Here is a 19,826-nt window from a genome sequence, read left to right as displayed (position 1 = left end):
GATCGCGACACGCTTCCAGCCAAAGCCGGGCAGCGTTTCGGCGCACACGCGATCAGAGACTGCGCGATGATGCGGCTGCGAAAGCCTGTCGCGCTGTTTCAGCCCTTGCGTTTTTACCTCACTTCAGAACCGTAAAACCCTGGGCTTCGAAGAAGGGCGCTGCCTTGGCCGATCTCAGAAATTCCAGATAGGCCGCCGCTGCCGGGCTTTTGGCATCCTTCAGCGTCGCGACGGGATAGATGATCGGCGGATGCGAATCTTGCGGAAAGGTGCCGACGATCTTCACGCCGGGATCAGCCGCCGCATCCGTCTGGTAGACGATGCCATAGGGCGCTTCCCCGCGCGAGACCAGCAGCAACGCTGCGCGCACGCTTTCCGCCCCCGCCACCTTGCCGGAAACGGCGGACCAGACCCCAAGCTTCTCCAGCGCCGCCTTGCCATATTTGCCCGCTGGCACAGAATCCACCGCCCCCATGGCAAGCTTGCCATTGCCGACGAGAGCCGAAAGATCAAACCCCGGCTTGATCTCCACCGGCTTCGCATTTGCCGCAGGCGCAACCAGAACGAGGCGGTTGCCCAGAAGATTGCTCCGCGTCTCCGCCTTGATCAGTCCCTTGCCCGCCAGATAATCCATCCAGGCCAGATCCGCCGAGATGAAAACATCCGCCGGCGCACCCGCCTCCACCTGCTTCGCCAGCGCCGAACTCGCCGCGTAGGACACCACCACCTCATCGCCATTCTCCTTGGCGAACTGGGCATTCGCCGCATCCAGCGCATTCTTCATGCTGGCCGCAGCAAAGACAGTGACCTTCTCAGCGGCCAGCGCCGGGGAGGAAAGGACGGATACCGCAAGGCACGCGGCGGCGATGGCCCATGCTGCGGTTTTCAGAATGATGCGGCGGTGGAATGTCATGATTGCTGCCCCTCAAGCGAGATATCTGATTGGATATATCGGTCGTAATGGATGAGGGTTATGTTTGCAAGGATATAGCGATAGCTCTTTACAGTCACCGATCACGGGCGCTAATGCAGCTAGGGTGTTGCACACGTTCAATGTTCATTATTATCCAACTGTACTCATGTGACCCTACTCTCGAAAAGGGTTGTTTGTTGTGCTCTAGCTTTGTAATAGCGGCCCATGGATCCGACGGGGAACACCGATGCCACTTCACAAAGATGAAATTCTTAATTCGCTGGCTGCAACCGCGAATGTGGCACAGTTCGTCAGTTTTCGCCCGACCGAGGACGGCTCTCTTGTCCAGAGCTATTGCAGGATAGCGGGATACGAAGAGAACTACCGTTTTCCAGATATTCGCGAAGCTGTGGTGGCCCTTCTAGCGAAAAGCTCGGACCAAATGGTGAATATTAGAAGCTACGAGCCCGAAAGTCCTCGAAGCAGAGAGTTCATCTACGGCTTGAGTTCGGTAGACAAGGTCATAACCGAACTAGAAAGATTGTCAGTTGAGCGGTTGCACTTAATTGTCAACGAAACAATTGATGTCAAAGATGGTGGTGTCTCTGGTGTCGCACAGGGACAACTAATCGAGTTTTCCCCGGATGATACGCCTAGGTGCGTAGAAAAGCCCGGTGTTGCCGCGTTGCCTCTCTCCTTAGGGATGAAGCTGCTCGAGATTGTTTACGGTTTTGCTCCTGAGCTGAGTTTTGCCGCAAACGCCAGGGTTGAGTTCAGTATTCATCCCAAGCCCCGTGGCTATCATCAACGGCATACGATCGTTTGGGAGTATGAGCGGGACAACCCGAGCTTTCTGGCGCCAGCGATAAGTTGGCCAAATAGGTTTAGTCGTCATCTTGGAGACAAGGCTTTTGGTCTTCTCGTAGCAGATTGCCTTGGATTACCTGTTCCGAAGACGACTGTTATGGGTAGACGCGTGGCTCCGTTCAGTTTTGGTAGGGAGACAGGCTCGTTCGAAGTATGGACCCGAACTTCACCACTTGAGCCTCAACCCGGTCTCTATACGACGGTGAAAGGCTGGCTAGATCCGTTTGCGCTTCTGTTGAAAGAAGATCCAGATGGAAGCCAGCTGCAGTCAGTAATATGTCAGTCTGCGGTCAAAGCTAGATACTCCGGCGCGGCAGTTGCGGGAGCGAGGGATGCTATAATAGTTGAAGGGAGACGCGGAGAAGGCGATCGCTTTATGCTGGGTCTGGATTCTCCTGAAGATCTCCCTGCCTATGTGGTCGAAAATGTACGAGCGACATACGCGGTTCTCGCTAGTCGACTTGGACCTGTGCGGTTTGAGTGGGTCCATGATGGCGACGTCGTATGGATAGTCCAGCTTCATTGCGGTGCCACCGTTACCGAGGCAGATATTATCGTTCCGGGTGAAGCCGCATCTTGGGTAAAGTTCAAAACGGCAGAAGGCCTAGAAGCCTTACGTGATATGCTCACTAAGATGTCAGACGGTCAAGGCGTCTTGATCGTCGGCAGTGTAGGCCTAACCAGTCATGTTGCCGACCTTCTCAGGAAGGCGAAGTTTCCAGCGAGGCGAGAGCCTTAGCGTAACGCCGTTTTAGGGGTGGTCGGTCGCAAGTGCACGTTCGGAGCGCCATATCTCTCCGATGACTTGGTCATCCTTTACGCGGTGGACAGCTAGTACATGTACTGCCAGATCCGGTACTGAGTGATCAACAACTAGCTCCACTACGTTGTCTTCCTTTCGACGTTTTGATCTCTCCCGAAATGGGAAGTCCGCCACTCTTAGAAACGTTTGATTTCCTCTAGGTTGAGGATTGAACAGCGTCGCACCACTGTTTATCGGGCTAAGCCATATCCGTTCGCGATGAGAGGCCACTAAACCTGCCGTATCTATTGTGAGGACCGTTTGTGGCTGTTTCCGGTACGCACGGGCTCTTAGCAACCGCCAAATCCGTTCCGAAGATAACCAAAAGAAACTGCGCGAGTTTAGTCTCTCATACCACTCTCTTGGGGTAAGGCCGTCTTGTAGGCACCGTGCCAGTAGATGATCGTGCATCGGCTTTTGGTCTCTAATAACCGCGCCCCTCAAGCCTCGGCGTTGTAGTTCGACAGATTCGGGACGTCTCTGCGATTCAAGGGAAAAGCGTAGCTGACCGTCTACTTCGTACAAGTCAAGCAGAGCGCTAGCGCTAAGCAAACCATGTTCTTGGATTGCGGGCCACGCACCATCGTGCGCCATGTGATAAAGCCGCGGGTACGTCTCGATTAGCTCTTCTTCAGTCATTCCAGTTTCTCCGGTCAATTAGACCCTTGCGCCCGAAGTCCTTTGAGATCAAAGAAACTGGCACACCACATACACGTTCAACATCGGCGATGAATTTCCGAGCGTCACCGCTGAGACCATTAAAATCTACCGCATGACGATTGCTCTCTCCTAGATAGTCTACAAAAGTCAGCGCGATGTCAGTCGCACCGTTCCAGTAAACAGAGCGTCTCATCCGCTCCCAGTCAAACTCTGCCACACGACGACGTCTTCCAGATACGCTTCCGATTTCTGCTTTTTCAAGTTGATCAGCGGGTAGGCCCGAGCGTTGTGCGATGTCGCTAAAAGTGATTTCAGTACCCATTGGGCCGGACTCGCCACCGACGCGGATCGGATATGTGCGGGCCACAACTGTCACGCGCCGCAACCTTGTATAAGGAATACCAGAGTCTGACAGGCAACCTGCCGCCGATGTCTCTCGGGAAGTAACGTGCGGATAAGAACCGTGATGGATACTCAGTTCAGTTCCTTGAGTGCCTTCCAACATCACTTTCTTGCCGCAAGCTAATGCTTCCTCCACCCGTTTACCAACATTGCCAATGTAAGGTTTTAGCGCTTCCATGTCCCGGGCCAACCTTACCTCCGGTCCCCACCCCGGCGCGCCGTTTCTTCCGAGTATCTTACGGGCGGCCGCTGACCCCACCCCCTGTTTCGTTGAAGAGATTCCCTCAAGAAGGCGTCCCTCAATCTCCTTGTCCTCATCCTCTATGATCATTGCTTGACCATCGATTACGAGGCGGCCTCGAGTCTTCAGCCAGGGATGATCATCCAGTTCCTTAAGAAGTGTCTCAAGGGATATTGTTGAACCAGCGGCAATATAGATTTCTGCGTCTTCATTTGAGCCTGTGCCTGATGGAAGTTGCCGATACGTGTATTCGGGATCCTCGACTTTATGCCCAGCGTTTGGACCGCCAACTCGCACTAGGATGTCGTACTCTTTTGCCAAAAGTGCGCAAATGTTGCCTTTTCCTTCGCTTCCCCATTGTCCTCCGACAAATATATCGACGTGAGCGGCAGGAGCGTTAACTTGCAGACGTCCCGCAGTTGCGTAGGTCACGCATGACTGAGGACTAGATCTCTCAGTATGGATAACGACATCGGCTATTTCTGCGAGGTTGTCGATGTCCGCTTCGACCAAGTTTGCCTTAGCCTGTTCGTATGTAACCGCTGTGTCCCCAGGGTTAGTCCGCTCGTTGTACCGCTGCTCAAGCACATTAGCAGGAGCGGTCAGATGGAAATGATGTATGTTGGTTGGTCCAAATCGATCCCGCAGTGCGGTCACTTGGGCGGCTGTACGAGCGCTGTCGACCAGCAAAAATGGTTTTTCTGTTGAGGAGTATACCTCGCCCACTGCCTCCGCGACCCAAGCTCCGTTTGTTGCTTCATCAAGTTCAACGCCAGCGCGCTGCAAAGCTGCGCGCTCGTTCGCGGTCGATTTAGCGGCTAAGATGTAATTTCTCGTGGAAACCTTCTCACAGGGATAGCGATCTATAATTTCTTTTGAAAATGTCGTCTTACCGACAGCTATCGGACCTGAAATAACAATTATCTGCTTCACTACTTGCTCTCCTCCGAAGTGCCGATCAATATCGACTATAGGTAGCAGCTTGAAAGTGATTCGCTCAATAGGAGATGTTCATGAACGCTCAAATAGCTGTAAAGATCAAATCCGGTCCGAGCATCATGTTAGCTAGTGGAAACTGGTTCGATCTCCTCGATCCTTGGAACAGTGAGTTCACGATAGAAGATATTGCTCAAGGTCTATCGAATATCTGTCGCTATTCCGGTCAGTGCAAGTACTTCTACTCTGTTGCAGAACACTCAATACACGTTTGCGACACTGTCGATGAATTTAAGCTAGAAGCACTGATGCATGATGCTGCGGAAGCATTTGTTGGTGACATCACGCGGCCCTTAAAGCAACTATTGCCTCAGTATAAAGAAATAGAAGCTAATGTCGAAGATGCTATATGTCGTCGCTTTAACCTAGATAAACGCTCTAAAGGCATTGTGAAGGCGGCAGACCTATGTGTTCTCGCCGCGGAGCAGTCACATCTCATGCCGCCCGGCGCTGATTTCTGGGCGATTCCGGCAAAGGTCCAGCCTGCTTCGTTTGAGATTGGGTTTCTTCGTCCCGAGGAAGCGCGTCGGTTATTCCTCGATAAATTCCAATCTCTTCACAGGTAAGTGGTCGGTGTCGGAAGTGTCCCTTTATTTGAGATGCGCACCAATGTTTTGTGGAGTCATGCCATTACTGCGTTTGGGAAAGCCTCGGTCATTAACTCACAAAACCTAAAACCTCTCCCCCGCAAAATGCGCCACCTGCGCACCGGCCTCATAATAGGCCTCCTTGAGCGCCCTAAAACTCTGCGCCTTGGGCTCTGAGACCGGAAGCGGCAGGTCGCTTTCGCTGATCTCGCCGGCCACATGGGCGGCCAGTGTTTTGCCGAAGGTGGTGCCCGGTGCGATGCCGCGGCCGTTATAGCCGCAAAAGCCCACGACGTTTTTGGCGAAGCGGTGGAAGCGCGGGACGGCGTTGTCGGTCATGCCGATCTGGCCGTACCATTCGCATTCGAACTCCACATCGCCGAGCTGCGGGAAGAGGCGTTTGAGCGAGCGTTTTGCCCAGGCGCGGTGGACGCTAGTACCTGTGTTGCGCAGTGCGCCCACACTGCCAAAGACGAGGCGGCCGGCCTTGTCCATGCGGAAGGAGGAAAGGATTTCCTTGGTGTCCCAGCAGCCTTCGCGGCCGGGCAGAACGGACTTGGCGAGATTATCGCCGAGCGGCCGGGTGGCGAAGTTGAAATAGGGGAGGTAGACCTGTTCCTCGCGGATGATCTTCCACGGCCCCTGGCTATAGGCCTCCGTTGCCACGATGATCCAGCCTGCCGAGACGGCGCCGCGATCGGTGCGCACCGTCCAGCCCTCGCCATTCGCTTCCGTCGCATGCACCGGGCTTGCCGTGTGGATGATGGCGCCTGCCTTCAGTGCGGCGTTGGCCAGTCCGCGCACATAGGCAAGCGGCTGGAGCGTTCCGGCGCGTTCATCGAGAAGCGCGCCTGTGTATCCGGTCGTGCCGACCCGCCGTGCGGTTTCCTCGGCGCTCAGGATCCTGACCGGCGCGCCGCGGGCGGCCCACTGGTCGCAGCGCTCGCGAATTTCTGTCAGTCCCGCTTCGCCGACGGCGCAATGCAGCGTGCCGTTCTTTTCCAGCTCGCAGGCAATCTCGTGTTTTTCGATGATCTCGCGCACCAGGAAGGGTGCGTTGCCCAGAAGGTCCAGCAGGCGGTCGCCATAGACCGGGCCCAGCACATTGGGCAGTTCCTTCGGCATCACCCACATGCCGCCATTGATGAGGCCGACATTGCGGCCCGCACCACCAAAGCCGATCTCCTTGCCCTCCAGCACGACGCACTTGATGCCGCGCTCTGCCAGATGAAGGGCCGCCGAAAGGCCGGTGAAGCCACCGCCCACGATCACCACGTCAGTCGTCACATCGCCTTCCAGCGCGCGCGTTTGCGGCGGTGGCGGAGCGGTCTTTTCCCAAAGGCCATGCGAGCGGGGATCGTTATACATCGGGGCATCCACAATCATGAGGCAGCGTTGCCGGGCAGGCGATCGGGCGCCGTGAAGCGCCCTTTGGCAAAACTTTAACGCGGCGCATCAGCGCTGACCATCGACATATCGTCATCAATTCATGCAGGGCGGGAATAGCAAAAGCATGTCGCGCAAAAGTGTGCAGCGGTTTTGCGATAACGACATGCGACGAAACAAGGAATTAAAGCGTGGTGAGCGAATCTGAAAGATCGCGACACGCTTTAGGTGACCAAGCGCGAGTGGATGATGCGGTGTGAAAGGCTTGAAAGAGCCTGCCGCCTCGGCCAATAGTGGCGCATCCATGCGCCGGCGGCTATTTGCCGCTCGCGGCGCTCACATCAGCCTTTCGACGAGGAAGACCAGTCATGAAGCCCATCTTCGTTCAGCTCCAATGCGCACCCGGCAAGACCTATGAGGTTGCGGACGCCATCTACAAGACCGAACTGGTTTCGGAGCTTTACTCCACCAGCGGCGAATATGATCTGCTGTTGAAGATCTATCTGGAGCCGGAGCACGATGTGGGCAAATTCATCAACGACAATATCGTCAATATTCCGGGCATCGTGCGCTCGCTGACGACGCTGACCTTTACGGCGTTTTGAGGCACCATCGGTTTTCGGAGGCTTGGGGATATACCCGTGAAGCTTGGTGTACGAGAAGGCGAAAACCTCTCGGTCGTCATCCTCGGGCTTGACCCGAGGATCCACCACCCCACCCGTAAACGCTTGAAAACGTGGATCCTCGGGTCAGGCCCGAGGATGACGGGGAGGGGGAGATTGCACCTCATCGCAACGTCGTGCGGAGGTGAACGTCTCGCGGTTTATGACGGAGAAAATGGCCGAAAAGCTTATTCGGCGTCGTGTGCCGTGACTGAAAATGACTGGCTGAAAATCAAAAGGCGATGCCGGTTCAAATGGGCATCGCCTTTATCGTTTTTGCATGGTGGTTGGGTCGCAGGCGCAGGAACCGCTCAAACCAGTGCCGCGACGTTACGATTGCGGACAAGGTTGCGGATGGCGGTGCGCACGTCTTCGGCGCTGTCGAAGCGCTGCTCGTCCAGATCATGGACGTGGAACTTGACCGCGATGAACTTCAGCCGGTTGTTGTCCGGTACGACGATACCCACGGGTTCGCCAGCGAATTCAATGACTTGCTTTTGCATACTATATACTCCCGCTGTGGCTTGGCTACACAGCATTTTGTCGAATTGAATGAATTGAAAATTTGGGGGGACTTAAAAAGTCACCACATTCGACAGCAGCGGGAACACGTGGATTTGTGCCCGGCATTCGAGATCCGATGACCTAGGAGCGCGGCAATACGCGTATATTTCGACATGACACTCTCCTCTGCTCGTGTTGATCCGGAATACCGAAGAATCACTCTCCAGTTGAATCACTGATATCCCGGAATTGCCTCGGAATCAATGATTATCAATATAGGTAGAATATTTTTCTTTATGATGACAGGACGGGGGCGGAAATGTGAAATTTTTGTTTATCCGGCTTGGTTGTGCCAAAGCGCCGGAAACACCGCAGATTTCGTCCCGAACTTAATCTGCCGAGGGCGGGTAGAGGTGATCGTTCCCGTTGAAATCGGAGACGGCGTAACAACCCTCGGCCTGTTTCGTTGCCGCATTCTGACCGATGACGGCTTTTCCGTGGCCGCCTGGAATATCCAGCACATAAGTGGGCTGGCAAAGACCCGACACGTGGCCGCGCAGGGCCGACACGATCCGCTGGCCTTCTTCGATGCTCAGCCGGAAGTGGCTGGTGCCGGGGGCGAGATCGGGGTGATGCAGGTAATAGGGCTTGATGCGGTTTTCCACGAAGCTGCGCATCAGTTCCGCCAGCACGGACGGATCGTCATTGATGCCCTTCAGCAGCACCGTCTGGCTGACCATGGCAATGCCGGCATCCACCAGTCTCGCGCAGGCGGCGCGCGCTTCGTCCGTCATCTCGCGCGGATGGTTGGCGTGCAGCGCCACATAGGTCGTCTTGCCGCTGGCCTTGAGTGCTTCAATCAGATCGGCATCGATCTTCTGCGGATCGACCACCGGCACGCGGGTGTGGAAGCGCACGATCTTCACATGCGGAATGGCGCTCAAGCCTTCCATGATCGTCAGCAGCCGCCGGGGCGAGAGCACCAGCGGATCGCCACCGGTGAGGATGACTTCCCAGATTTCCGGGCGGGAACGGATATAGTCGAAGGCGATCGCGAGCTCATCCGGGCTCATCATGCCATTGCCCTGCGGGCCGACCATTTCGCGGCGGAAGCAGAAGCGGCAATAGACCGGGCAGACATGCACGGCCTTCAACAGCACCCGGTCGGGATAGCGATGGACGACGCCCGGCACGGGGCTATGCGCCTCGTCGCCGATCGGATCGGCGCGTTCCTCGTTCGTCTGATAAAGCTCGGCCTCATCCGGAATAAACTGCAGGCCGATTGGGTCTTGTGGATCGGCCGGATCGATCAGCCTGGCCACGCTTGCCGTCAGCGCCACGGCATAGCGCTCCGCCACCGGGCGCACTCGCTCCAGCGCCGCCTGGTCTATGAGGCCTGCATCGTGAAGATCGTCAGCCGATTTCAGCGCGCGTGTCATCATGATCCATAGGCCGCGACAGGGGCCCACATGACAAGGTCAATTCTCGGCGCGCCGGTTGCCAACATCACCAGCCGGTCGAAGCCAAGCGCAATACCGCTGGCTGGCGGCATGATGGTCAGCGCTGCCAGAAGCTCTTCATCGATCGGGTAGGTCTCGCCATAGATGCGGCTCTTTTCCTGCATCTCGATCTCAAAGCGGCGGCGCTGCTCGTCGGCATCGGTCAACTCGCCAAAGGCATTGGCAAGCTCCACGCCGCAGGCATAAAGCTCGAAGCGCTCGGCCACGCAGCCATCGCGCGGCGAGCGCCGGGCAAGGGCGGCTTCGCTGACGGGGTATTCATCGAGGATCGTTGCGCGGCCGAAGCCAAGTTCCGGCTCCACCTTCTCGACGATGATGCGGCTGAAGATATCGGCCCAGCTATCATCCTCTGCCGTGCGGATGCCGGCGGCCTTCGCCAGCCGGTCCAGATGATCGCGGTCGTTCTCGCCATTGGCCGACACCGTCGCCAGAAGGTCGATGGCCGCATAGCGTTGAAAGGCCTCGGCGACGCTCAGGCGTTCCGGCGCGAGAAACGGATCCATTTCGCCGCCGCGATAGGAAAAGCGTCTGGTCTTCGCCGTCTCGGCGGCCAGCGCCAGAAGATCGGCGCTATCGGCCATCAGGCTCTCATAGGTCTCGCTGGCGCGGTACCATTCCAGCATGGTGAATTCGGGGTGGTGCAGCGGCCCGCGCTCGCGGTTGCGATAGACATGGGCAAAGCAGGCGATGCGCGTTTCACCGGCGGCCAGCAGCTTCTTGCAGGCAAACTCCGGCGATGTGTGCAGGTAAAGGGGCGCGTTCTCGCCGCTCGTGGTAATGCCGGTAGTCGCGAAAGCATGCAGATGCGCCTCGTTTCCGGGCGAAATCTGCAAGGTGGCGGTATCGACCTCGATGAAGTCGCGATCGGCAAAGAAGGTGCGGAAAGCGCGCTGGATGGCGTTGCGACCCATCAGGAAGGGGCGCCGGTCCATATGAACGTCCGGCTGCCACCAGGATGAGGTTGTGTCTGCGCGCGTGCTCATCTGCCCGTCTGTCCGCTGTCTCTGTTGACCAAGGTGCGTGGCAACGCTGCCTAATCCACCGGTTGAATGTCTGTTTCAGCGCCACCCGTTTGAAAACCATATGACAGTTTTCGCTTCGCGTGTCTGAAAGGCTGGCAATTCTCCCGGAATTAAGGTAGTTGCGCCCCAGAAAACAGACAAAACGTCCATCGGGTCAGTGCAGCCGCGCCGTCCTTACGACGCATTTCATTGAGTTACAAGGAAATCATATGGTCAAGGTCATCGCCTCATCCGTCCGCAAGGGCAATGTTCTCGAAGTCGAGGGCAAGCTCTACGTCGTGCTCACGGCCAATAACTTCCACCCCGGCAAGGGCACGCCCGTGACCCAGGTGGACATGCGCCGCATCGTCGACGGCGTGAAGGTATCCGAGCGCTGGCGCACGACCGAGCAGGTCGAGCGCGCTTTCGTCGAAGACCTGAACTTCCAGTTCCTCTATGAGGATGGCGAAGGCTTCCACTTCATGAACCCGGAAAACTACGACCAGGTGGTCGTCGATGCCGAGACCATGGGCGACCAGAAGGCCTACCTCCAGGAAGGCATGACCTGCGTTCTCTCCATCCACGAAGGCCTGCCGCTCGCCATCGAGCTGCCGCGCCACGTGACGCTCGAAATCGTCGAGACCGAGCCGGTCGTCAAGGGCCAGACGGCATCGTCTTCCTACAAGCCGGCGATCCTCTCCAACGGCATCCGCGTCATGGTCCCGCCGCATATCGACGCCGGTGTGCGCGTCGTCGTTGCCACGGAAGACAATTCCTACGTCGAGCGCGCCAAGAACTAAGCGCGACCGGACGTTTTTGATTGAGAAGCCTCGGAGCGATCCGGGGCTTTTTTTGTTGGTGGGAGGGCGGTGCGCCGCCATATTTGAAAAGATGGATCCGTGGCTCAAGGCCAATGCGGTCCGGTTTAAATTGAGAGATCTGTCTTGGGCGAGAGGGTTGCTCTTTCCGTGACCCCAATTCGGCTCATTCGGTCGCCCGCCGAAACGTACCGCACCCCCCTCTGTCCTGCCGGACATCTCCCCCTCAAGGGGGGAGATTGAACTGGTGAACCGTCTTGCCCCAAACTGCTGTGAGCGGTGAGATGTGAAATGCAAAGAGTGCCTGTTGCCGATCTCCCCCCTTGAGGGGGAGATGCCCGGCAGGGCAGAGGGGGGTGAGCTGCAAAGGCTTCGCCAGCCAGCGCTGCTGAAGCACACACTACCTCGTGACCTGAGCCCCCGCACAAACAAAAATCCCGCAGCCAGGGCCGCGGGATTTCAAAAAGCACCGGAACGGTAAAACCCTTACATGCCCTTCGGCACGTTGGACGCCACCTTGACGGCTGCGACCGAGTTTGGCGATCCCACGGCATAGCCGCCACCGAGTGCGACGCTGAGCGCCACGTAATCCTGTGCGGCCTGCTGAACAGCGGTTGCCAGGTTTGCCTGGGCGTCGGAAACGTTGCGCTGTGCGTCGAGAACGTCCAGCAGCGAGGAGGCGCCGTCGCGGTAGCTGGCGGTCGCAAGCGAGAGGGCTTCCTTGTAGGAATCGACCGTCTTGCGGTAGGCATTGACCGTCTGCTGGTCGCGGTTGAGCGCCGTCAGGGCGTTTTCAACTTCTTCCACGGCGTTCAGGACGGTCGACTTCCAGGCCAGGTACTGTTCGCGGGCAACCGACTTCTGGATGTCGACGCCTGCGCGCAGAGCGCCGCCATCAAGGATCGGCAGCGTGATGGTCGGACCGAAGCCCCAGCCATTGGACGTGCCGCGTGCGCCACCGCTGATGCGGGTGTAGCTCGGCGTGATCGAGCCGCTCAACGTAATGCTTGGGAAGAGTTCCGCTTCGGCAACACCGATATTGGCAACGGCTGCGGCCAGCTGACGCTCGGCTGCGCGGATGTCCGGACGGTTGCGGATCAGATCCGCAGGAATGCCGGTGCGCGGAACGGCGCGGGCGACAGGCTGGCGTGCGCCGCGCTGCAGTTCGACGACCAGCGAATCAGCCGGCATGCCAAGCAGGGTGGCGATGCGGTGTGCTGCACGGCGATAGTTGGTCTCAAGGGTCGGCATCTGCGCCAGCGTCGAGTTGACCAGACCTTCGGACTGGACGACATCGAGACGCGAGGCAGCACCCGCTTCCAGCTGCAGCTTGGTCAGATCCAGCGTCTCGCGGCGCGACCCAAGGTTCTGGCGGGCAATCGCCAGACGTTCCTGGTAGTAGCGCACGTCGATATAGGCAGAGGCTACCGAGGAGATCAGCGTCAGGCGCTGAACGTCAGCCGTTGCATAAGCGGCATCAAGCGAGGCGGCAGCGCTTTCCTTTTCGCGGCGGTAACGACCGAAGAGGTCAAGCAGCCATGACACGTTGAAGGCGTTGCTGGTGGTGTTGCTGACCCGTTCATTGGTGCTCGGGAAGCTGCCTTTGCTGCCGGAGGTTTCATGACGGAAGGTCGAGCCGAGCTGTGGGAGCGAACCAGCGCCCGCTACTGTGATGTTCGATTCGGCCTGGTTGATGCGCTCGATCGCCTGCAGAACGGTCAGGTTCTGCGACAGGCCGGTCGAAACATAGCCGTTCAGGCGGCTGTCATTGAATGCGGTCCACCATGCGACCGTGGCAATGTCGCCATTGCTGGTCTTGCTGCCTTCAGAGAACTTGGCTGGCAATTGGGTTTCCGGCGCCTTGTGGTCAGGGCCGACGACGCAGCCTGAAAGCAGGAGCAGCGTCAGAGGAATGGTCGCACGAAGTGACAGCATATGGTTATCCCGGTTTGTGTAGCGCACTGGGCGCTCCTCAGTCGAAGCGAGCGTCGCGTTGCTGTTTGCTGAAGGAGGTGCAGCTTTCGAATCTGCCATACTTCTATCAGCCTCAGTTTGCATTGCTAGCATATTTCAACGGTTGTTAACGTTTAGAAAGCCGCCTGATAATGACGAAGAAGGACGGTACGAAGAAAATTCCGAGCAGTGTTGCAGAAAGCATACCACCCAATACCCCAATACCGATCGCATTCTGCGCCGCGGAGCCTGCACCGCTTGCAATGGCGAGCGGCACGACGCCCAGAATGAAGGCGAGCGATGTCATGATAATGGGGCGAAGGCGAAGCTTTGCCGCTTCCAAGGTTGCCTCGAGCAAGCTCAATCCATGTTCCTGCCTCTCCTTTGCAAACTCGACGATCAGGATGGCGTTCTTGGCTGCAAGACCGATCGTGGTCAGCAGTCCCACCTTGAAATAGACGTCGTTGGACTGGCCGAAGAAATGCGCGGCGGTGACCGCACCCAGAACACCCACCGGCACGGCCAGAATGACCGAGAAGGGGATCGACCAGCTTTCGTAAAGGGCTGCCAGGCAGAGGAAGACGATCAGGACCGACAGCGCATAGAGCAGCGGGGCCTGCGAACCTGACAGTCGTTCCTGGTAGGAAATGCCCTGCCAGGCCACGGTGTAGCCACCGGGCAAGCTCGCCGTCAGCCGTTCCATCTCGTTCATCGCGTCACCGGAGGCAACGCCTGGGCCTGCGGCACCATCGAGCGAAATGGCGCTGGTGCCGTTAAAGCGCGCAAGGGTCGGTGCGGCATTCTGCCAGCTGATCGTGCTGAAGGAGGAGAAGGGCACCATCTCGCCGCTGGCATTGCGGGCATACCAGTGCTTCAGATCGTCCGGCTGCATGCGGTAGGGCGCATCACCCTGCACATAGACCGGCTTCAATTCGCCATTCAGCGTGAAGTCGTTGACATCGCGACCGGCAAAGATGGTCGAGAGCATCAGGTTGACCGAGGCGAGATCGACGCCCATCGCGCCCATCTTCTCCTTGTCGAGATCGATCTTCATCTGCGATTCGGCATCGCGGCTGTTTGAGCGCAGCGAGCTGATATTCGGATTGCCGTTGGCAAGCTGGATCAGTTCCTTCGAAGCGTTGGTCAGTGCGGTCGTGCCGTTGCGGCCGCTATCCACCAGATACATGGAGAAGCCGCTGGAGGTGCCGAGACCCTGGATCGCGGGAGGAAGAAGCGGGAAGACCTGCGCATCGCGGAAGGACAGGAACGTGCCCATGGCGCGCTGCACGATGGCTGCGGCATGTGCTTCCGGTGCGCTGCGCTCCGTGAAGTCCTTCAGCTTGGTGAAGACCATGGCGTTGTTCTGGCCGGAACCGCCGAAGCTGAAGCCCAGCACGCCGAAGACGGATTCGACATTGGCGGCTTCCTTCTCGCGGAAATAGCTTTCCACCTGCTTCACCACCTCGTTGGTGCGCTCCGTCGTGGCGCCTGTCGGCAACTGTACGATGGTCAGCAGCACGCCCTGGTCTTCCTGCGGCAGGAAGGAGCTTGGAAGGCGGGTAAAGAACCAGGCGCAACCGCCAACCACGATGAGGAAGAGAATGGTGACGCGAACCGGGCGCTTCAGCAGATGGCCGATGCTGCCGACATAGCCATCGGTGGTGCGGCCGAAGTTGCGGTTGAACCAGGCCGCCGGGCCGCGCTCCTTCTTGGCATGAACCGGCTTCAACATCGTGGCGCAGAGCGCCGGCGTCAGCACGATGGCGACGACGGCAGAGAGCAGCATTGCCGAAACGATGGTGATGGAGAACTGACGGTAGATGATACCCGTCGAACCGCCGAAGAAGGCCATGGGAATGAAGACGGCGGTCAACACAAGCGCGATGCCGATGATCGCACCGGTGATTTCGCCCATCGACTTTTCCGTCGCCTCGACCGGAGAAAGACCTTCCTCCGACATGATGCGCTCGACGTTTTCGACGACGACGATCGCGTCATCCACCAGAAGACCGATGGCAAGCACCATGGCGAACATGGTGAGCGTATTGATCGAGTAACCGGTCAAAGCCAGCACGCCGAAGGTGCCGAGCAGAACCACGGGCACGGCGATCATCGGAATGAAGGTGGCGCGCAGGTTCTGCAGGAAGACGAGCAGAACGACGAAGACCAGCACGATGGCTTCGATCAGCGTGTGGACAACCTTCTCGATCGAGAGCTTGACGAAGGGCGTCGTGTCATAGGGATATTCGATCACCACGCCTTCCGGCAGCGAGCCTGCGACGCTGGTCAGCGCGTCCTTGACGCGGGCTGCCGTATCGAGCGCGTTTGCGCCAGTCGCAAGGTTCACCGCGAAGCCTGCGGACGGGCGACCGTTGGAGCGGGAATCGCCGCCATAGCTTTCCTGGCCGATTTCCACGCGCGCCACATCGCTGAGGCGAACCGTGGCACCGTCCTTTTCGACCTTCAGAATGATGGATTCGAAATCGGAAACCGTGGTCAGCTGGCTTTGCGCCGTGACAGTGACGTTCAACTGCTGGCCCTTGACCGCGGGCTGTGCGCCGAGCGAACCGACCGAGACCTGGGTGTTCTGGCTTTCGATCGCGCTCGTCACGTCGGCGGTCGTCAACTGATACTTGTTCAGCTGGTAGGGATCGAGCCAGACGCGCATGGCGTATTCGGAGCCGAAGACGTTGATGCTGCCGACACCTTCCAGGCGCTTGATCTGGTCTTCGACGCGGGTGGAGAAGACGTCGCCCAGATTGGCGGAGGTCCGCTTGCCATCGGTGGAGATCAGCGCACCGACCATCAGGATCGACGAGGTAGAGCGGCTGACTTCGATGCCCTGCTGCTGCACCACATCGGGAAGCTGCGACTGGACGAGCTGAAGCTTGTTCTGCACCTGGACCTGGGCAATATCCGGCATGATGCTGGTGCCGAAGGTGAGCGTGACGGTCGCGCTGCCGGTCGAAGAGGTCGACGTCATATAGGTGAGATCGTCGAGGCCGGTCATCCCGTCTTCGATGATCGTCGTCACCGATTTTTCCACGGTCTCCGCACTCGCACCATTATAGGAGGCGCTGATGCGCACCGTCGTCGGCGCGATATCGGGATATTGCGAAATCGACAGGGTGAAGATCGCCAAGACGCCGCCAAGCATGATGACGATGGCAATGACCCAGGCAAAGACAGGGCGCTTGATAAAGAAATGAGCCATCTGGACTGCGCCTTATGTGAATTGAACAGTTGAGCCGGACATGGGGGTCATGCCGGCTTACTTGGCAGGCGCAGCAGGTTGAGCCTGCTTTTGCGGAACCACGATACCGCGATCGTCGATGGTGGCTTCGACAGGCGCAATCGTCGCGCCATCGGTGATCCACTGGAAGCCGTCGACGATCAGCTTATCGCCATCCTTGACGTTTTCCGTCACCAGCCACGCATTGCCGGACTGACGGCTGGTGGGGAAGGTGCGGGTTTCCACCTTGTTCTCCGCGCCGACGAACTTTGCGGTCAACTCGCCATTGGCATTTCGCGTTGCCGCTCTCTGGGGAATGAGGAAACCCTTTTCCTTGCCGATGGCGAGCGTGGCGCGCACATACATGCCTGGCAGAATGAGATCGTTCGGATTGTCGAAAAGCGCGCGGATGGAAAAGGTGCCGGTGGTTTCGCTGACTGCCTTGTCGGACATGTCGATCTTGCCGTCCTGCTTGTATTCCGTGCCGTCTTCCAGCGTCAGGTGAATGCCGGCCTTTTTCTCGCCGCTGCCGATGGTGCCGGCTGCGATCGCATCGCGCAGGCGCAGCAGATTGGCGCTCGATTCGATCAGATCGATATAGATGGGGTCGATGCGGCGAAGCGTCGTCAGCGCCGTCGTCTGGTTGGCGGTCACCACATTGCCGACGGTGACATTGGTGAAGGAGACGATGCCGTCGAATGGCGCGCGCACCTTGGTCAGGTCGAGATTGATCTGCGCCGTCTCAAGCGCTGCGCGTGCCTGCGCCACATCGGCCTGCGCCTGGGCAAGCGTCGTTCGGGCATTTTCCAATTCGATCTGCGTCGCACCGCTGTTGACGAGGCGCTCGTAGCGGACGAAGTTCGCCTGTGCTGCGGGAATGCTCGCTTCCGCCTTGGCAAGGGTCGCTTTGGCCTGCGCGACTTCTGCCCCATAGGTATCGTCTTCGATCTGATAGAGAACGGTGCCCTGCTTGACCTCGCTGCCTTCCTTATAGGGAATTTCGCGAATGATACCGGACACGCGCGGGCGGATATCGGCGCTCTGATAGGCGCTGGCACGACCGGGCAGTACGGTGGTCAGCGGGCTTTCGCTCTCCTTCAGCGTGATGACGCTGACGGGCGAGGGTGGCCGCTTTGCCTGCTCGGCACCGGCATCCTTGCCATCGCCGCTGTCGCTGCAGCCCGAAAGGACGCCTGCCATGAGAACCGTTGCTAGAAAGGCTTGAAGGCGTCGGGTCATCAATTTTCTCATATTGGAGTATGAAGGAATAGGGCTGCGGTCGATCGATCTTTTAAAAAAAACGTCAGCCGCTCGGGTCGTGCAAAGCGGCATTTTACTTCATCTCGTTCAAAGGCCTGGACGACGCGCACATACCGTCAAATCAGGGCAAGACTGAAAATGCTGGAAGTGACGTAAATTTAAAACCGTCACTTTTCAAGAGCGTATTTCAGCGAACGGTCAATCAGCATAACCACATCCTCGCACCGTGTTGCCAAAATGCCAACATCTTCGCGGGAAATCAGCAAAGGATGCAGCACGCAGGACAGAACGGTCAATGCGAGTCCGGCTTCCTTGATTGGGTCTGCCGCGCGGTAGACACCCTGTTTGATGCCATCGCCGATAATGGTGGCGAATTGCTGCGTCAGCACCTGATGGTAATGGGCGCCGCAGGAGAGTTCGCGCTTCGAGGTCTGCAGGAAGACGTCGATCATATAGGGATTGTCGGTCAGGTCGTTGCGATGGTTTTGCATCAGCGTGCGAACCAGCGTCAGCATCCGATCGTGCGGCGTGTGGGTATCATCGAGAAGATGCATCTTCTCTTTGAACACGCCGATGCGTTGGAGCATGATGGCATCGACTAGGGCGATCTTGGAATGAAAGTGCTTGAACACGTTGGCCGGTGACATGCCAAGTGCCGCAGCGATATCGGCGATGGCGACGGCAGAAAAGCCCCGCTCACGGAACAGCCGGTCGGTCATTGCCAGAATATCGCGGCGGGTTTCCTCGCCGGAACGCCGCGGGCGGGTGGCTTTCTTCACCACCGCCTCGCTGATCTTTTTCGAATTGCTATCGGCAACCTTGGTCACAGTCAGGCTCCGGGGAAATAGGGCTCCAGGTTCCGTCTCACCCTGTCGAGCGGTGATGCCTCTTCGTTATTGGGCTTGAAGGTCTGCCCGGTAATGCGCTCATAGGCTTCCATATAGACACGAGACGTTTGCAGAACCAGTTCCTCCGGGATTTGCGGGATCTCATCCTTATAGGGATCGCAGCGCTCGGCAACCCAGGCGCGGACGAAATCCTTGTCGAAGCTGACCGGGCGCGCGCCCGTCTCGAAGGCGTGCTGATAGCTGTCTGCCATCCAGTAGCGGCTGCTATCGGGCGTGTGGATCTCGTCGGCCAGAATGATCGTGCCGTTTTCGTCCGTGCCGAACTCATACTTTGTGTCGACCAGAATGAGGCCGCGTTTGGCCGCAACTTCCTGGCCGCGCTTGAAGAGCGCCAGCGCATAGGTGGAGAGCGTCTGCCACTGCTCTTCGGTCAGAAGCTTCTTCTCCACGATCTCGGCTGGCGTCAGCGGCTCGTCATGCCCGCCATCGAATTCCTTGCTGGTGGGGGTGATGATCGGCTCGGGCAGTTCCTGGTTGTCCTTCATGCCTTCCGGGAAGGTCACGCCATACATGCTGCGCTCACCCTTCTTATAGAGCGTGAGGATGGAGGTGCCGGTCGTGCCTGCCAGATAACCGCGAACGACGATCTCGACGGGCAGGATGTCCAGCCGCTTGCCGATGACGACATTGGGGTCGGGATAGGAGACGACGTGGTTGGGGCAGATGTCCTTGGTCTCTTCGAACCAGTAATGCGCGGTTTCGGTCAGCACCTGTCCCTTATAGGGAATACAGGTGAGGATACGGTCGAAAGCGCTCAGCCTGTCGGTGGAGATGATGATCCGGTTGCCGTCCGGAAGATCGTAATTCTCGCGGACCTTGCCACGATAATAGTTGGGGAGTTCAGGGATGACGGCTTCTTTCAGGATACGCACGGGCTTTCCTATCTCTGCAAATATCGCTGGACCGGCCATAGTCGATGGCGCGACGGTAAAACAACCCTATCCGATGTTGGGAAATCGGAAAATAGCGAGGTCGAAGTTTGGGGATTTGAGAGCTCCCGTTGCGTGAGTTCGAAATTATCTTTTTAAAACAGTAACTTACGAGAAATATGGATTTTGTTGAAAAACGTCTGTTGACTTGTTTGGGGTGTGTCTCTTATAAGTCCGCTCACTGA

16 protein-coding genes are annotated in these 19,826 nt (G+C 57.8%); 4 read left to right on the top strand and 12 right to left on the bottom strand.

The features are described 5' to 3' along the window. Positions 1-118: 118 nt before the first annotated feature. Positions 119-913 carry a molybdate ABC transporter substrate-binding protein gene (modA, locus tag ACTJK5_RS19030; RefSeq protein ID WP_440613009.1) on the bottom strand — a complete coding sequence of 265 codons (795 nt, stop codon included), beginning with the start codon at positions 911-913 and terminating at the stop codon, positions 119-121. A 247-nt stretch (positions 914-1,160) separates the two neighbouring features. Here modA and ACTJK5_RS19025 point away from each other — a divergent pair, with 247 nt between their 5' ends. After that, positions 1,161-2,519 (top strand): hypothetical protein, encoded by a 1,359-nt coding sequence (locus tag ACTJK5_RS19025; protein ID WP_440613008.1) that lies wholly within the window; start codon positions 1,161-1,163, stop codon positions 2,517-2,519. 12 nt (positions 2,520-2,531) lie between these two features. On the opposite strand, the gene ACTJK5_RS19020 is transcribed toward ACTJK5_RS19025, so the two are convergent. Both ACTJK5_RS19020 and ACTJK5_RS19015 read right to left on the bottom strand, forming a co-directional pair. Continuing rightward, on the bottom strand, positions 2,532-3,221 hold the full coding sequence (locus tag ACTJK5_RS19020; protein WP_440613007.1) for a DUF7002 family protein: 690 nt from the start codon (positions 3,219-3,221) through the stop codon (positions 2,532-2,534). Next, complete coding sequence (locus tag ACTJK5_RS19015) at positions 3,214-4,818, bottom strand: adenylosuccinate synthetase (protein ID WP_440613006.1); 1,605 nt, start codon at positions 4,816-4,818, stop codon at positions 3,214-3,216. Before ACTJK5_RS19015 ends, ACTJK5_RS19020 begins: the two co-directional genes overlap by 8 nt. 80 nt (positions 4,819-4,898) lie before the next feature. On the opposite strand from ACTJK5_RS19015, the gene ACTJK5_RS19010 reads away from it, so the two are divergent. Continuing rightward, the gene (locus tag ACTJK5_RS19010) at positions 4,899-5,447 is read left to right on the top strand and encodes a hypothetical protein (RefSeq protein WP_440613005.1); all 549 of its coding nucleotides are present in this window, start codon (positions 4,899-4,901) and stop codon (positions 5,445-5,447) included. A gap of 105 nt (positions 5,448-5,552) precedes the next feature. Here the strand turns inward: ACTJK5_RS19010 and ACTJK5_RS19005 are convergent, their stop codons facing one another. Continuing rightward, a complete protein-coding gene (locus tag ACTJK5_RS19005; protein WP_440613004.1) occupies positions 5,553-6,836 on the bottom strand; it encodes an NAD(P)/FAD-dependent oxidoreductase in 1,284 nt (427 codons plus the stop codon). 386 nt (positions 6,837-7,222) lie between these two features. Between ACTJK5_RS19005 and ACTJK5_RS19000 the strand changes: the two genes are divergently transcribed. Beyond that, complete coding sequence (locus ACTJK5_RS19000; RefSeq protein WP_062424823.1) at positions 7,223-7,459, top strand: Lrp/AsnC family transcriptional regulator; 237 nt, start codon at positions 7,223-7,225, stop codon at positions 7,457-7,459. A 368-nt stretch (positions 7,460-7,827) separates the two neighbouring features. Here the strand turns inward: ACTJK5_RS19000 and ACTJK5_RS18995 are convergent, their stop codons facing one another. From ACTJK5_RS18995 to epmA, 3 genes are all read right to left on the bottom strand, one after another. Next, positions 7,828-8,019 (bottom strand): hypothetical protein, encoded by a 192-nt coding sequence (locus tag ACTJK5_RS18995; RefSeq protein ID WP_062424822.1) that lies wholly within the window; start codon positions 8,017-8,019, stop codon positions 7,828-7,830. Between the two features lie 390 nt (positions 8,020-8,409). Next, the gene (locus tag ACTJK5_RS18990) at positions 8,410-9,462 is read right to left on the bottom strand and encodes a lysine-2,3-aminomutase-like protein (protein ID WP_440613003.1); all 1,053 of its coding nucleotides are present in this window, start codon (positions 9,460-9,462) and stop codon (positions 8,410-8,412) included. After that, positions 9,459-10,523 (bottom strand): EF-P lysine aminoacylase EpmA, encoded by a 1,065-nt coding sequence (epmA, locus tag ACTJK5_RS18985; RefSeq protein WP_440613002.1) that lies wholly within the window; start codon positions 10,521-10,523, stop codon positions 9,459-9,461. Before epmA ends, ACTJK5_RS18990 begins: the two co-directional genes overlap by 4 nt. A gap of 248 nt (positions 10,524-10,771) precedes the next feature. Here epmA and efp point away from each other — a divergent pair, with 248 nt between their 5' ends. Next, entirely contained in the window at positions 10,772-11,341 is a 570-nt protein-coding gene (efp, locus tag ACTJK5_RS18980; RefSeq protein WP_062424820.1) for an elongation factor P, read from the top strand. Positions 11,342-11,845: 504 nt separating this feature from the next. Here the strand turns inward: efp and ACTJK5_RS18975 are convergent. The 5 genes from ACTJK5_RS18975 to ACTJK5_RS18955 all read right to left on the bottom strand — a co-directional run bounded on the left by ACTJK5_RS18975 (position 11,846) and on the right by ACTJK5_RS18955 (position 19,584). After that, positions 11,846-13,294 carry an efflux transporter outer membrane subunit gene (locus ACTJK5_RS18975; RefSeq protein ID WP_440613001.1) on the bottom strand — a complete coding sequence of 483 codons (1,449 nt, stop codon included), beginning with the start codon at positions 13,292-13,294 and terminating at the stop codon, positions 11,846-11,848. A gap of 145 nt (positions 13,295-13,439) precedes the next feature. Continuing rightward, positions 13,440-16,526: an efflux RND transporter permease subunit gene (locus ACTJK5_RS18970; RefSeq protein WP_440613000.1), complete on the bottom strand. Its 3,087-nt coding sequence runs from the start codon at positions 16,524-16,526 to the stop codon at positions 13,440-13,442. Positions 16,527-16,583: 57 nt separating this feature from the next. Next, entirely contained in the window at positions 16,584-17,783 is a 1,200-nt protein-coding gene (locus ACTJK5_RS18965; protein ID WP_440612999.1) for an efflux RND transporter periplasmic adaptor subunit, read from the bottom strand. A 188-nt stretch (positions 17,784-17,971) separates the two neighbouring features. Further along, entirely contained in the window at positions 17,972-18,631 is a 660-nt protein-coding gene (locus ACTJK5_RS18960; protein WP_333631843.1) for a TetR family transcriptional regulator, read from the bottom strand. Positions 18,632-18,633: 2 nt separating this feature from the next. Continuing rightward, entirely contained in the window at positions 18,634-19,584 is a 951-nt protein-coding gene (locus tag ACTJK5_RS18955; RefSeq protein ID WP_112954754.1) for a phosphoribosylaminoimidazolesuccinocarboxamide synthase, read from the bottom strand. Positions 19,585-19,826: the final 242 nt, after the last annotated feature.

The organism is Agrobacterium sp. 22094 (assembly GCF_052046015.1).
GTDB classification, from domain to species: Bacteria; Pseudomonadota; Alphaproteobacteria; order Rhizobiales; family Rhizobiaceae; genus Agrobacterium; species Agrobacterium cavarae.
The sequence above is the reverse complement of the archived record's forward strand: the minus strand, read 5'-3'. Positions and strand labels throughout refer to the sequence as shown.

What these genes read in the sequence shown, in the direction of transcription:
- ACTJK5_RS19020 (WP_440613007.1), bottom strand. Translation starts at nt 3,221, where the DNA reads ATGACTGAAGAAGAGCTAATCGAGACGTACCCGCGGCTTTATCACATG.
- efp (WP_062424820.1), top strand. Translation starts at nt 10,772, where the DNA reads ATGGTCAAGGTCATCGCCTCATCCGTCCGCAAGGGCAATGTTCTCGAA.
- ACTJK5_RS18965 (WP_440612999.1), bottom strand. Translation starts at nt 17,783, where the DNA reads ATGACCCGACGCCTTCAAGCCTTTCTAGCAACGGTTCTCATGGCAGGC.
- modA (WP_440613009.1), bottom strand. Translation starts at nt 913, where the DNA reads ATGACATTCCACCGCCGCATCATTCTGAAAACCGCAGCATGGGCCATC.
- ACTJK5_RS18990 (WP_440613003.1), bottom strand. Translation starts at nt 9,462, where the DNA reads ATGATGACACGCGCGCTGAAATCGGCTGACGATCTTCACGATGCAGGC.
- ACTJK5_RS19005 (WP_440613004.1), bottom strand. Translation starts at nt 6,836, where the DNA reads ATGTATAACGATCCCCGCTCGCATGGCCTTTGGGAAAAGACCGCTCCG.
- ACTJK5_RS19000 (WP_062424823.1), top strand. Translation starts at nt 7,223, where the DNA reads ATGAAGCCCATCTTCGTTCAGCTCCAATGCGCACCCGGCAAGACCTAT.
- epmA (WP_440613002.1), bottom strand. Translation starts at nt 10,523, where the DNA reads ATGAGCACGCGCGCAGACACAACCTCATCCTGGTGGCAGCCGGACGTT.
- ACTJK5_RS19010 (WP_440613005.1), top strand. Translation starts at nt 4,899, where the DNA reads ATGAACGCTCAAATAGCTGTAAAGATCAAATCCGGTCCGAGCATCATG.
- ACTJK5_RS18975 (WP_440613001.1), bottom strand. Translation starts at nt 13,294, where the DNA reads ATGCTGTCACTTCGTGCGACCATTCCTCTGACGCTGCTCCTGCTTTCA.
- ACTJK5_RS19025 (WP_440613008.1), top strand. Translation starts at nt 1,161, where the DNA reads ATGCCACTTCACAAAGATGAAATTCTTAATTCGCTGGCTGCAACCGCG.
- ACTJK5_RS18995 (WP_062424822.1), bottom strand. Translation starts at nt 8,019, where the DNA reads ATGCAAAAGCAAGTCATTGAATTCGCTGGCGAACCCGTGGGTATCGTC.
- ACTJK5_RS18970 (WP_440613000.1), bottom strand. Translation starts at nt 16,526, where the DNA reads ATGGCTCATTTCTTTATCAAGCGCCCTGTCTTTGCCTGGGTCATTGCC.